Origin of the sequence: Bosea sp. RAC05 (genome assembly GCF_001713455.1) — a bacterium.
Taxonomy (GTDB): domain Bacteria; phylum Pseudomonadota; class Alphaproteobacteria; order Rhizobiales; family Beijerinckiaceae; genus Allobosea.
The window spans coordinates 3,419,044-3,431,719 of the sequence record NZ_CP016464.1 but is presented as its reverse complement, the minus strand read 5'-3'; the positions used below and the strand labels follow the sequence as shown (position 1 = coordinate 3,431,719).

Below are 12,676 nucleotides of genomic sequence, written 5' to 3'. Positions count from 1 at the left end.
AAGTGCCGCTCTCTTTGGCTGCTGTATCGCTCGTTCGGCCTAAGCGCCAAGCGGTGACGCATTTTGTCGCAAAGAGCTAGTCCCCGCCCTCCGCACCGCCCCCATAATCGCCCCACCTCATCCCCGAGGGGCAGCCATCCGGAAGGCAAGCCGTTGGTGGGGATGGGCGCGGCGCCTGCGGCTGGCTTTGCAAGCTGGTCCCGGGAGGCTTCGGGGCACCGCCCTGGGGGTACTACGGCCCCTGTGCGAGGAGCTCGCTGGAAAGGTGGCTGGCATCACGCCTTCGTCCCATGCCTGACGGCGCGACAACCCGATGAGGGGAACTGGCGTCTAGGGCTCGCGGCGGAGGCTGGCCTTCGACCCGATAAGCGCGGCCCGAGGTCCGAAATCGCCGACAAGCGGAGCGCCACGGGGCGTGCGGATGGTGGCTCAATCCATCCGCGCCGCATCCTGGCTCAACGGATGCGGAATTCACGCTACGCGCCTCGCGGCGCTCCGCTGCCCCTCGTTGTTGACGCCGGCGTGCAAGCGCCAGCGGAGATTTCGGCTGCGTGGTTTAGGGGGAGGGCGAGGCGACGCTGGCTCCATCGCCGGGGCTACATTTCATGCGGTGAGCGGCCCCCTCAGTCGGGCCGTTGGCGCGCGAGCCCCGCGACCAACGCTGGTGGCGGTCTCACGCGGCCGGAGGCCGCCCGGAGCCGGCGATTTCGACTCGTTCCACCGGCGGTGACGGGCCTTTTGGAGCAGATCTCAGGCGTGGGCGAAGGGCACAGGGTTGACCTGGACCAGTTCCGCCGGTCGGCAGAGCGGAGAGACCAGGTCGGACAGATCGGACCGCAGGGACGGATCCGACTGGAAGGCGATCAGACGCCAGATGCGGGCCCCGATCTCTTCCGCCAGTTGCACGAGGTGCTCGATGTGACAATCGCCCGGCCGGGTCTCCAACCCGGGGATGGCCCGGGTGATATCCTGCGAACAGAGCCTGACGGGGTGGCCGGAGGGCTGCCTGGCCGCACACAGGGCCACGCCCACGATCATCGCCGAGACGAGACGCACCATGATGGTCAGGCGTTCGGCCGGCGGCATCGCCGCCAGGCCTTCGCTGATCGCCGGCAGGAGCGGGCTTCGCAGCATTGTCGCCGGAGGGGTCGATGAGGCGATGAGGGCAGCCGGGATCATCGCTCAGAACTCGTCCCAGCCGGAGGAGGCGTGGGCGTTGACGGCCTTTTTCATCGGGGGCGGCGCCGGGCGCGCGGCGGGGGCGGTGCCGGCCGGACGGCCCGGGGCTGGGCGAAGGCGGACTGGAGCTGGCGCTGCAGGCCGGTCGCGCTCGCGGCCGCGACGGACCCACCCGCCTCGGTGCGGTAGCCCGCCACGAGGGTGTTGAGCTGGGCGATGCGATCGGACAGGGCATTGGCCGAGGCCGCGCTTTCTTCCGCCAGGGCCGCATTGGACTGGGTCATTTCGTCGAGATGCGCCACGGTCTGGCTCATCTCGTCGATGCCGTTGGCCTGTTCGCCGCCGGCCGAAGAGATATCCGCGATGGTCGAGGCGACCTTCCGCGAGGCGTCGAGGATGACGGTCAGGGATTCGCCGGCCTTGCGCACGAGCTTGACGCCCTCGCCGACCTCCGCATTCGAGGAGGAGATCAGGGCCGAGATGTCCTTGGCGGCCTCGCCGGAGCGCTGGGCGAGGGTGCGGACCTCGCTCGCCACGACCGCGAAGCCCTTTCCGGCGTCGCCGGCGCGGGCTGCCTCGACCGCGGCGTTGAGCGCCAGAAGATTGGTCTGGAAGGCGATGTCGTCGATGACGCGGGTGATCGCCTGGATCTTCTGCGAGGCGTCCTCGATGCGGGCCATCGCCCGGACGGCCTCTCCGGCGATGTCGCCGCCGGACTGGGCGGCTGCGGTCGCCTCCGAGGCGAGGTTGGCCGCCGCGCGGGCGTTGTTGGCGGAGGCCTTGACGCTGGCGGCCAGTTCCTCGGTGGTCGCCGCCGTCTCCTCGAGGCTGGAGGCCTGTTCCTCGGTCCGCTTCGAGAGATCGTCGGCACCCGACGAGATCTCCTTGGCGGCCGTGTCGATGCCCTGGGCCGCGACGGCGACCTGGCCGACGAGGCTCGCCAGCGTGTCCACGAGCTCGTTCACGCCCTCGCAGAGCTCGACATTCTTGGGATTCAGCTTCTGGAGCGCGATCCGCCGCGTCAGGTCACGGTCCTTCGCCGCCTGGACGACCGTGCCGACCTCGGCGATGGCGAACTCCATCTGCTCCTCGTTCTCCTTGCTGGCCGTGATGTCGGTGGCGTATTTCACCACCTTCACGGGGGCCCCCATGGCGTCGAGGATCGGGTTGTAGCTCGCCTGGATCCAGACGGCCTTGCCGCCCTTGCCGATGCGGCGATAACGGCCCTCTTCATAGTCGCCGCGGCGCAGCTTCTCCCAGAACTGCCCGTAGGCGGCGCCGCTGCGCTCCTCCTCGGCCACGAAGATGCGGTGGTGCTGCCCGACGATCTCGCTGAGGGTGTATCCGGTTACAGCCAGGAAGTTGGCGTTGGCGTGCAGGATCTTGCCGGTCAGATCGAACTCGATGACGGCCTGGGCCTTGTCGAGGGCGGCGAGCTGGCCCTCCATGTTGGCGATGGCGGTCTTGTGGGCGGTGATGTCGGTGGCGAACTTCACGACCTTCCTGACCTTGCCGCCCTGATCCAGGATCGGCGTGTAGACGGCCTGCAGCCAGAGGCGCCTGCCGCCCTTGCCGATGCGGAGGAACTGCGCCTGGATCGCCTCGCCCGCCGCCAGGCGTGGCCAAAACGCCTGATACTCCGGGCTGGCCCGCTCGCCGGCGTCGACGAACATCGCGTGATGCTGGCCCTCGATCTCGGCCAGCCCATAGCCGATCGTCTGCAGGAAGAGGTCGTTCGCCCCCAGAATCTTGCCCGAGGGATCGAATTCGATCACCGCCTGGGTGCGCCTGATGGCGGCGGCCTCTGCGGCATGCGCGCCCATCTTCATCAGATCGCGAATCGACATTGTGTTTTCTCCCGGCGGGCGTCAGTCCAAGGCGCCGCAATTTTTGTTATGAGCTCTGAAATGAGGGGGCTCAGTTTCGTCGCCTGCCGCAACGTTAGAATCTCAGCTTTAAATTTGGGTAAATGTGAGCATTTCTATGATAATGCGCTTACGTCATACCGCCCATGCCGCCGATTTTGTTGCCGGACTACATGGATGTATTTGAAATCAACCGCGCGGTGCCACAGTATTCGGGCTGCGCGGGTTGGCTCGAACGGCGGCTCACTCGTGTTTTCGCGGCTGTTTGCCCCGAGCGGCTTGATATATCGCGGTCGCATGCGACGCAGTCTGGTCTCAGATGTGTCATCTTCGCTTGACACCGACAGCGTCACCGCTGAAATCTGATCTCGCAATTGGCCTCTCATTCGCAGGGCGCACTGGGCAATACTGGCGCGTGGCACAACCCAAAATCATCGATCTGACGCTGAAGCGCCGCACCAGGGTTCTGCGGTCACATGCCGAAACCAGCGATTGCATGGTCGAGCATGTCGAGACGCGGAATCCGGTCGACTACGAATTCTCGATGAAGAGCGACCGGCATTACGTCGCGTTCCACGATCTCGTCTTCCACGACGGCCTGATGCGCGTCGAGGGCGAAAAGCCGAGGCGCGGTCGTGATCTCCGGCAGACGCTGACCTTTTTTCCCGCAGGAATCGCGGTCAAGGGCTGGTGCAAGCCGACGGGCCGTCCCCAGGCTTTCACCGCCCTCTATATCGAGCCCGATGCCGTTCCGGAGCCGCTGCTGACAGAGGCGTGCTGGAGCCGGCCGGCGATCTATTTCCAGTCCCCGGCGCTGCTGCGCGTGTTCACGCAGCTCAACGAGGTTCTGCACGGGACGCTGCCGTTCAAGGAGCTTCTCGTCGAATCCCTGGGGCAGGTGGCGGTCGCCACCTTTGCCGGCCTCCAGTCCGCCGGCGAACCGCCCTCCCGCGCGGATCGCAAACTGGAGCCGACAGAGATCCGGCGGGTCGAGGAGTACCTTCGGGAGAATATCGCCCGGGAGATCCGTCTCGAGGAGATGGCCGGTGTCCTGGGCCTGAGCAAATTCCACTTCATCCGGTGTTTCCGCGCGACCAAGGGCCGAACGCCGTATCGCTCCCTGCTGGACCTGCGATGCGAAATCGCGGTCGAATCGCTGAAAGCCGGACATGCCGCCGGCGACGCCGCCGCGGCCGCCGGCTTCGAGACGGCCGCCCAGATGTCGCGCGCGCTGCGGGCCACGCTCGGGATCCTGCCCCGCGACGTTCGCGGGTGATCCTCGACCCCGGCGCCCGTCCGGCCAGGTCATTCCCGTACCCGCATCATCCCCCATATCCCATCACCTCACTCCCCGGGGGTAACCCTTTGGAAGGCGAGCCCCTCGGCGGATGTTCGCGCCGTCTCCGCCGCTCCGGCGAAGGGGACGGCGCGGCTTGCCGGCTTGCCCTCACGGGCGGGCCATGGCATCGGTCCGGCCACTTCGAAAGGACCCGTCCCATGGACAAGACCGAACTCGCCAAGCTCGAGGGCTATCTGCGGCGCACCTTCAACAATCACGGCATCAGCGTGCGCGCGCGGATGAAGAAGAACGATTCGGCCGAGGTCTATCTCGCCGACGAGTTCATCGGCATCATCCATGTCGACGACGAGGATGGCGACCGCTCGTTCAACTTCACGATGGCGATCCTGGACGTCGATCTGGAGGACTGAGGGGATTTCGCGCAGGCGGCCGCCCGACGTGACCGCCTGCGCATGCCGGTAGCGACGGGCAGCCGCCCATCAGGGTTCAGCGGATCAGGCCGTCGATGGTGCGGCGGACGCCGCCGAGCATCAGCTCCCAATCGGCGATGATGGCGCGGGGGAAGCGGATGTTCACGTCCATCCCGCGATGGCGGAAGGTGACGCGGCAGGGCTCGTCGAGATCGGGCCGCGCGGAATCGGATTTCGCCCCGTCGAGGGGGCAGCGTGCCGCGAAGCCGCGCCCGTCGGGCACCGAGACATAGAGCTCGTCGCCCTCATAGGGCGAGCCCTTGCGGAAGCCGCGCACGACCAGCCCGCCGGGGTTGGACCAGACGGTGGGCGTCAGGAAGCGGGCATAGACCGAGAGCTGCGTCTGCGGGTCGTTGACCTTGTCGGGCGGGCTCAGCGTGACCAGCAGGCGCTGGCGGCTCTGCAGCGCGGTCGGGCCGGTCTGGGCCGGGCCGAGGCTCGGCCAGTCCAGCCGGAGCCGGACCATGCCGACGAGGCGGCTGGTGTCGTCGGGCTCGGTGCCGGTGAGGTTCTGCGGCACCACCAGCGAGACGGTGCCGATCCGGGCGGGCTGGATCACCGGCTCGAGCGGGACCTCGCGATGGCCGAGATAGAGCGCCAGCCCCGTCGCCAGCGCGCCGAGCAGCATGATCGCGGCGGCCGCCTTGAGCAGCGCGCCATCGGCGCGCGGCAGCGGCGGCGGCGGGCGCTTCAGCCGGGTGCGCACGGCCTCGGCGAGCGCGGCGGCGGCCTGGGCCGGGTAGGCCGGCGGCGTCTGATCGACGGCGGGATCCTGAGGATGATAGGCGGTCACGTCCGGTTCCGTCTGGCTGTGGCGCCACTCAAGCACCTGCCCGTTAACGTCGCGTAAACCATGCTAGCCGCGGCGCTGGCGGTGGCGTTAACCATTGCTTCAGCCTTTTCTTCACACTTTTTAAACCATGAGGCAGTGTCCGGCCGTCGCGTCCGCCGGAGCAGACTTCCTTGACGATCGAACCCGCTGCCGTGGAAGTGCTCAAGGCGCTGGTCGTCGGCTTCGCCTTTGCAGGCCTGCTGGCCTCGGCCTTCGAACTCTTCACCGCGCAGCGCGCCGATTTCCGCCTGCTCCAGGCCGGCGGGCTGTTTGCGGTGGCGAGCGTGCCGGTGGTGGTGTTCAGCGCGCCCTTCCTGATCCTGCGCAACACGGTGCGCGGCCGGCGCATCGAGGGGCGTCCGATCGTGTTCGTGATGCTCGCCAGCATGATCGCCTCGGTCTGGAGCATCTTCTCCGGCCGGGTCGTGCTCGACCTGCTGCAGGTGCTCGCCCCTTGACGGCAGCGGCGGCCCGCGGCCACTCCTGACGTCGCTCCAGCGCGGAAGGACAACCGGCCATGCCTCTCTATGCCCTCGACGGACAATCGCCCGAGACGCCCGGTGACGGGCAGTGGTGGCTGGCGCCCGATGCCCATGTGATCGGGCGGGTCCGGCTCGGCGTCGATGTCGGGATCTGGTTCGGCGCCGTGCTGCGCGGCGACAACGAATGGATCGAGATCCGGGCCGGCAGCAACATCCAGGAGGGCTGCGTCCTGCACACCGACATGGGCTTTCCGCTCGTCGTCGGCGAGAACTGCACGATCGGCCATCGCGCGATCCTGCATGGCTGCATCATCGGCGAGAACAGCCTGGTCGGCATGGGCGCGACGGTGCTCAACGGCGCAAAGATCGGCCGCAACAGCCTCGTGGGCGCCAATGCGCTGGTCACCGAGGGCAAGGAATTCCCGGACAATTCGCTGATCGTCGGAGCGCCGGCGAAGGCCATCCGCACGCTCGACGAGGCCGCGGCCGCCGGCATCACCGCCTCCGCGCGCGGCTATGCGGCCCGCTGGAAGCAGTTCGCGGCGGGGCTTGAGCGCCTCGACTGAACCAGCCTTGCGGAAACGAAGCGGGCCGGCCCCTGGGGAAGGAGCCGGCCCTTGGCGAAACCCGGCCTTGGGGACGGGTGGGTGGGGACGTGACCAAGTCTCGCCGCCTCAGGGGAACGGGAGGTCCCGTTCCGATCGTCATCGGGCCGCCCGCAGGCAGCCGTCGCGGCTTGCGTCAGCGCACGGCCGCGACCGTGGAGGTCTGCGCGCCGCCCAGCGAGGTCCAGCCCGTCCGCATCTGCGACTCGCGCTTGACGTAGACGTAGCCGGTCTGGCTCCAGGGCAGGACCGCGTTGCGCTTGTTGTCGAGGATGAAGTCGCCGCGGTCGGTGCGGATCATCATCACGGCGTGGCCCGCGTTCTCCTCGTCGATCACCACGGTCATCACCATGGCGCGGCGCGGGACGCCGGCCTCGGCCAGGCGCTTGCGCTTCAGCAGCGCGAAATCCTCGCAGTCGCCCTTGCCGTCATCGGGCATGTCCCAGCGATCGACGACGCCCCAGTGATCCTCGTCGGTCACCGCCTCGATCTCGCGGTTCACCCGGGTGTTCACGGCCACGATCGTCTTCCAGAGCTTCGGCGTCATCTCGACCGTCTCGGGCTCGCGCAGATCGACCCGGCATTCCGCCGGGGTGCGGCGGCAGAGGTCGTTCCAGGCATAGGGCGCCCGGGCATCGCCGGAGGCCGCCGCCGGCAGGCTGGCGACCGGCACGCCGGCCGTCTGGGCTCCGGCGCCCGATGCGAGGCCGGTCATGAGCAGGCAGGCAAAAGCAGCACCGAGGGTGGTTGTGGTCTTTGAAGGCATGTCGTCCCCTTTCTGGTCCCTGGGGAGGACGATGCCGCCGGCTCATGGATTTGACTTGAAATGAAAGCGAACAATTCTAGTGAATTCGCCGATGTCTCCGCGCAATGGAACTTAGTCTAAATCGTGGGGAAAGCAGTCGTGCGCAAATCGGAGCGATCGATTCAGCTGCTGTTAATTATCGATCAGCCTCGGGTGAGGTCTGCTTAACCATGCGCGGCCGGGGCGTGGTCCGGTGGCCGGTGCCTTCGGGGCGATCGGGAAGTCCGGCGTCGACGAAGCGCCGGGCCTCGATCTCGTCGATGCGGGCGAACAGGAAGGCCGGATCGAGGGACTGCAGGGCAGGGCGGCTGGTGAAGCCCCAGGTGACGGCGCCGAAGGCCATCCCGGCGTCGGAGGCGGCCTCGAAGTCGCGGATCTCGTCGCCGATGCAGAGGCAGTGCCTGTGTTCGACGCCCGCGCGCCTGGCGATCTGGCGGAATTTGCCCGCCTTGCCGAACAGGCCGGCGCCGCAGGCATAGTGGCTGAACAGTCCCGCCGTTTCCGGGCCGAGGGCGCGGCGGATGTTGCGCTCGGTGTTGGAGCTGACGATGGCGAGCACGAGGCCGGCCTCGCGTAGGTCGCGCAGCATCGCCTCGCTGCCGGGAAAGATCGGCGCGGGCTCGCCGTCATCCGTGGCGAGGCGGCGCATGTGGCGGGCGATGAAGGGCAGCTTCCAGGCCGGAATGCCCAAATGGACGAGGAGCTGGCGTGCGCTGAGGCCGCGCAGCCGCTCGACCTCGTCCGCCTCGACCCGGCGGAAGCGGTAGCGCGCCGCGACATCGTTCAGAACGCCCGTGAACCACGGGAAGGTGTCCGCCAGCGTTCCGTCGAAGTCGAAGATGATCAGCTTGTAGGGCATGCCCGGCCGGCGCAGCGTTTCGGAAGCCACAGGCTATGGCGGCTGCGGTTAGCCGGCGCAAGCAGGGTTCATGCCGAGGGCGGGGGCGACTGAGGCGGCGCGGTGGGCTTGCGTCAGAGCTCGAGGTTTTCGTCGAGCAGATCGGCCGAGAGGGGGAAGCGGAATTCGGCCGCGTAGCCGCCGTCGAAGCGGCGCACGATCTTGGCAGGCGTCGAACCGATCCGCAGCGGCGTGTTCATCGGCAGGTCGAGATCGCTGGTGAAGGCGGTGCCGGAGAGCGAGATGTCGATGAGGCGCACGACATGCTCGGTGCCGTCCTCGAGCCCCAGCACGGCGCGCGGATTGCGCGGCACGATGCGCTCGTGGCGGCGATCCTCGGGCAGGCCGAGCTCCTCGCGATTGGCGAGCCAGGTCAACTGGGCGGTGAATTTCTCGCGCTTGCGGCTGGTCGCGGTGATCGTCATCGCGAAGCCTTCCATCGTGGTGCGCACACAGGTGCCCTCGATGCGGCCGAGATGTTCGAGATAGACGATGACGCGCTCGCCGGGGTTGGCCCGGGCGGGGGCGGCCAGATGTACGCCGCCCGGCGAGATGTCGATCGACTGACAGGGATATTCCATGCGGTTGGGCAGCATGTAGCGGCCCAAAAGGACCACCTTCATACGATGATGGCGCCTGCGCTCGGCAGTGCGTGCAGCCGTCCGGGGCGGTTGTAGGGCGCTCAACATCAAAGGGTCAGCCTGCTTTCGGGCTGATCCTATAAGCCATCTGGTTAACGCATGGTGTGTCCGTCAGGCGCGACCGCCCGGAAGGACCATGAATTTCGGCGGGCGCCCCCGCGCCGGCACCGGAACCGGCTGGCGCGGCGCGAGGCCGGGCCAGAGCATGCGCAGCGAGATCATCCGCATCGACTCGATGGAATCGAGGCCGAGCCATTCCGGGGTTGCCGCGGCCGACAGGGAGCCCAGCATGCGGGCATGGGTGCGGCCGCGATAGCGCAGCGGCAGCAGGAGCAGCTCGAGATAGACCGGTGCGCCAGTGCGGGTTTCGCCGGTCAGGCCCGCGACCGCGCCGGCAGACTCGTCCATCACGGTCTGGGCGAGGCGGCGCATCTCGGCCTGCGACTCGACGTCGGACCAGAGCGCGGTGAAGGCGCGGCCGCGCAGTTCGTGGCCGAGCAGCGCGCAGAGCCGCGTGCCCGCAAGCCTGAAGACAGGCCCGATCGGTTCATTCTCCAGGACGAAGGTGTCGGCGAGCGCATGGCGCAGGGCGCCCGGTTCGATCTCGCCACGCTCGGGTGCCGAACGCTCTCCACGGAGAGTGTCCCAGTACTCGAAGACGAGGCGCGTGCTTGGGTTCTTCATTCCGGTATCCAGTGCTGCCGGCCGCCGCCACAGCCGACCTGCCGTCCCGCGATGGCGCAGAACCGTCAGGAGGCGGGACGAATCGGCCCTTCGGTCGGCGAAGGACGCAGGCGCCATGCCGTCTTGCCATGCTGGCTGCTCGCTGTTCGGGTAAACGGTGCGTTAGGGTTAACAAGACCTTTCGATTGTGGATAACCCTCTAAAATGATTATCAAATTATCGATTTTTGCGGGGCGGTGCGCCCGCAGACGGAAGGGGCCGGCGGGGACGTGACCGTGGCCCGAGCCGCTCGGCTCGCGCCCGATCAGCCGGAGCGAGGGGAGCGGCGCGAGGCCGCTCCCCTTTTTTCATCGCGGCCTCGCGCCCTCGCTTGCCAGCGGCGGCGGCTTCGGCAAGGGTTGGCGCACATGTCCCATCCTGCTCCCGGCCATCCCGCCCCCGTCCAGCGCGAGCCGATCCTCAATCTCCCGGCCGTCATCGTCTGGCTGACCGCTGTTCTCGCCCTGATCCAGGGCGGGCGGGAACTGCTGTCGGCCTATGACGACTACGTCCTTCTCTCCTGGTTCGCCTTCGTTCCCGCCCGGCTGAGCCTCTGGCTCGCGCCCGAGCGCCTCGAGGAGATGGTCTCGGCCGTGGCGAGTTCGTCGGCGGGGCAGAATGTGGCCGACCGGCTGCAACTGGTGCGGCTGCTGCTGGCCGATGGCGGGCCGAGGCTCTGGAACCTGCTGACCTACGGCCTGCTGCACGGGTCCTGGGTGCATCTGATCACCAATGTCGTCTGGCTCGCGGCCTTCGGCAGCCCGGTGGCGCGCCGGCTCGGGAGCGGCCGCTTCCTCAGCCTGATGGGCCTGTCGACGATCGGCGGCGCGCTGCTGCACTGGTTCGCACGCGATCTCGACGTGCTGCCGCTGGTCGGCGCTTCGGCGGCGGTGTCGGGGGCGACGGCGGCGGCGATCCGCTTCGTCTTCGCGCCGGGCCTGCGCTTCGGTTCTCTGGCCGACGATGCGGTGGTGCGGGCGATACCCGCCGAACCCCTGGGCGAGCTCTGGCGCAATTCGCGCGCGATGCTCTTCATCGTCATCTGGTTCGCGACGAACATCCTGTTCGGGTCGGGCCTGGTGCCGATCCTGGGGGAGGAGACCAGCATCGCCTGGGAGGCCCATATCGGCGGTTTCCTCGTCGGACTCCTGCTGTTTCCCCTGTTCGACCGGGGCGCCACGCGGCGCTGAACCGGCCCCGCGCTCGCCTTGCCTGCGCCTGAGTCTTCGCCCACACTCCCGGTCTTCGCAGCGTTCCCGCGGTCCTGCCGGGTGGTTGGGTTCGGCCCGGATGGCGGGAACAGGACGAATCCGCGCGCCGGGCAACGGCGCCACCGCAAGGAGGACGACGCCATGAATGTCGAGCAGCTTCTGGGGGACAAGGGACGCGAGGTCATCTCGGTCCAGCCGCATCGCACGCTGGGCGAGGCCGTGAAGACACTGAGCGAGAAGCGGATTGGCGCGGTCGTGGTGATGGGCGCGGACGGGGCGCTCGTCGGCATCCTGTCCGAGCGCGACATCATCCGCGCGCTCGGGGAGAGCGGGGCGGCCGCGCTCGACAGCCCGGTGTCGCGGGCGATGACCGCCAAGGTCGTGACCTGCCGGGTCCAGACCAGCGTCGACGAGCTGATGGAGATCATGACCTCGGGCCGTTTCCGGCATGTGCCGGTGGTGGAGGCCGGCCGCGTCGTCGGCCTCGTCTCGATCGGCGACGTGGTCAAGCACCGCGTCGCGGCGATCGAGGCCGAGAGCCGGGCGATGCGCGACTACATCGCCATGGCCTGAGCGGGCCCGCGCCTCAGGGCGAGAGACGGCTGCCGGCGATGGCCGTCTCGATGTCGTCGAGGCAGCGCAGCGTGGCCTGCCGGCCGAGTTCGATCGTCTCCTGCGCGCGGTGGAAATCGAACAGGCCGGTGCGGCCGAGCTTCGGGCCGACCATGACGTCGGGCGGATCGCCCGCCAGGCGCGAGCGCGAGATCCGGTCCTGCGTGATGTTGAAGGCGTCGATCATCACGCCGGCGAGTCCCGGCCGGGCCTCGCTCTGGCGGCCGACGAGCCCGCGCACCCGCCTGGCGGCGCCGGTGATGCCGCCGAGCCAGCGCGAGGTCGGCCGGACGTCGAGTTCGGGCACGATCGCCGGATCCGGATCGGCGCTGTGCTGCTGGATGATCGTGCCACGGCCGGCGAGATCGCTGTTCAGGTTGACGCAGATCACGATGTCGGCGCCGAGCGCGCGGGCGGCCGTCACCGGGACGGGATTGACCAGCGCCCCGTCCATCAGCCAGCGGCCGCCGAGCTTCACCGGATCGAAGACGCCGGGCAGGGCATAGGAGGCCCCGAGCGCGTCGACCAGCGTGCCCTGCGTCAGCCAGATCTCGTGGCCGGTGCCGAGTTCGGTGGCGATCGCGACGAAGCGGGTCGACAGACCCTCGATGCGCAGGCCCGAGAGGTCGCGCTCCAGGAGACGCCTGAGGCGCCCGCCGCCGATCAGCCCGGCGCCACCGATGTGAAAATCCATCAGGCCGACGACCCGGCGCTTGGTCAGGCCCGTGGCGAAGTCGGTGAGTTCGGGCAGCTTGCCGGCGGCGAAGCAGCCGCCGACGACCGCGCCGATCGAGGTGCCGGCGATCACGTCCGGCTGCAGCCCCGCCTCGGTCAGGACCTGCAGCACGCCGATATGGGCCCAGCCGCGCGCGGCGCCGCCCCCGAGCGCGAGGCCGATCTTCGGCCGGCCGTTGGGACCGGCCTTCGGCATGCTGGCATCGTTCATGGGTCGAATCCCTCCACCCTCGCCCCGGCGACGGTGAGGCAAATCGCCTGCCAGTGCTTCGTGTCCGCCGCGTGACGGCGGCGCGATCCCGGCGGCGCAGCACGCGA

14 protein-coding genes are annotated in these 12,676 nt (G+C 68.5%); 6 read left to right on the top strand and 8 right to left on the bottom strand.

The genetic code is table 11. The features are described 5' to 3' along the window. Positions 1-750 precede the first annotated feature (750 nt). Positions 751-1,086, bottom strand: a complete 336-nt coding sequence (locus BSY19_RS19745; RefSeq protein ID WP_150129673.1) for a hypothetical protein — start codon at positions 1,084-1,086, stop codon at positions 751-753. A 143-nt stretch (positions 1,087-1,229) separates the two neighbouring features. Further along, on the bottom strand, positions 1,230-3,026 hold the full coding sequence (locus BSY19_RS19740) for a methyl-accepting chemotaxis protein (RefSeq protein ID WP_069055622.1): 1,797 nt from the start codon (positions 3,024-3,026) through the stop codon (positions 1,230-1,232). A gap of 514 nt (positions 3,027-3,540) precedes the next feature. Between BSY19_RS19740 and BSY19_RS19735 the strand changes: the two genes are divergently transcribed. Continuing rightward, a complete protein-coding gene (locus tag BSY19_RS19735) occupies positions 3,541-4,320 on the top strand; it encodes a helix-turn-helix domain-containing protein (protein ID WP_069055621.1) in 780 nt (259 codons plus the stop codon). A gap of 221 nt (positions 4,321-4,541) precedes the next feature. After that, a complete protein-coding gene (locus BSY19_RS19730; protein WP_054141925.1) occupies positions 4,542-4,754 on the top strand; it encodes a DUF3126 family protein in 213 nt (70 codons plus the stop codon). Between the two features lie 76 nt (positions 4,755-4,830). Here the strand turns inward: BSY19_RS19730 and BSY19_RS19725 are convergent, their stop codons facing one another. Then, positions 4,831-5,607 carry a hypothetical protein gene (locus BSY19_RS19725; protein WP_069055620.1) on the bottom strand — a complete coding sequence of 259 codons (777 nt, stop codon included), beginning with the start codon at positions 5,605-5,607 and terminating at the stop codon, positions 4,831-4,833. Positions 5,608-5,777: 170 nt separating this feature from the next. On the opposite strand from BSY19_RS19725, the gene BSY19_RS19720 reads away from it, so the two are divergent. After that, entirely contained in the window at positions 5,778-6,104 is a 327-nt protein-coding gene (locus BSY19_RS19720; RefSeq protein ID WP_069055619.1) for a DUF6949 family protein, read from the top strand. 59 nt (positions 6,105-6,163) lie between these two features. Then, positions 6,164-6,694: a gamma carbonic anhydrase family protein gene (locus tag BSY19_RS19715; protein WP_069055618.1), complete on the top strand. Its 531-nt coding sequence runs from the start codon at positions 6,164-6,166 to the stop codon at positions 6,692-6,694. Between the two features lie 175 nt (positions 6,695-6,869). Here BSY19_RS19715 and BSY19_RS19710 read toward each other — a convergent pair whose 3' ends face one another. The 4 genes from BSY19_RS19710 to BSY19_RS19695 all read right to left on the bottom strand — a co-directional run bounded on the left by BSY19_RS19710 (position 6,870) and on the right by BSY19_RS19695 (position 9,761). Continuing rightward, positions 6,870-7,499: a transglutaminase-like cysteine peptidase gene (locus BSY19_RS19710; RefSeq protein ID WP_069055617.1), complete on the bottom strand. Its 630-nt coding sequence runs from the start codon at positions 7,497-7,499 to the stop codon at positions 6,870-6,872. A 175-nt stretch (positions 7,500-7,674) separates the two neighbouring features. Next, on the bottom strand, positions 7,675-8,397 hold the full coding sequence (locus BSY19_RS19705; RefSeq protein ID WP_069055616.1) for an HAD hydrolase-like protein: 723 nt from the start codon (positions 8,395-8,397) through the stop codon (positions 7,675-7,677). A 113-nt stretch (positions 8,398-8,510) separates the two neighbouring features. Further along, complete coding sequence (locus BSY19_RS19700) at positions 8,511-9,125, bottom strand: PilZ domain-containing protein (RefSeq protein ID WP_069055615.1); 615 nt, start codon at positions 9,123-9,125, stop codon at positions 8,511-8,513. 63 nt (positions 9,126-9,188) lie between these two features. Beyond that, a complete protein-coding gene (locus BSY19_RS19695) occupies positions 9,189-9,761 on the bottom strand; it encodes a PAS domain-containing protein (RefSeq protein ID WP_069055614.1) in 573 nt (190 codons plus the stop codon). 407 nt (positions 9,762-10,168) lie between these two features. On the opposite strand from BSY19_RS19695, the gene BSY19_RS19690 reads away from it, so the two are divergent. After that, the gene (locus BSY19_RS19690; RefSeq protein WP_069055613.1) at positions 10,169-10,990 is read left to right on the top strand and encodes a rhomboid family intramembrane serine protease; all 822 of its coding nucleotides are present in this window, start codon (positions 10,169-10,171) and stop codon (positions 10,988-10,990) included. Positions 10,991-11,152: 162 nt separating this feature from the next. Then, positions 11,153-11,584, top strand: a complete 432-nt coding sequence (locus tag BSY19_RS19685; RefSeq protein ID WP_069055612.1) for a CBS domain-containing protein — start codon at positions 11,153-11,155, stop codon at positions 11,582-11,584. Between the two features lie 13 nt (positions 11,585-11,597). On the opposite strand, the gene BSY19_RS19680 is transcribed toward BSY19_RS19685, so the two are convergent. Further along, the gene (locus BSY19_RS19680) at positions 11,598-12,569 is read right to left on the bottom strand and encodes a patatin-like phospholipase family protein (RefSeq protein ID WP_083247714.1); all 972 of its coding nucleotides are present in this window, start codon (positions 12,567-12,569) and stop codon (positions 11,598-11,600) included. Between the last annotated feature and the right edge of the window lie 107 nt (positions 12,570-12,676).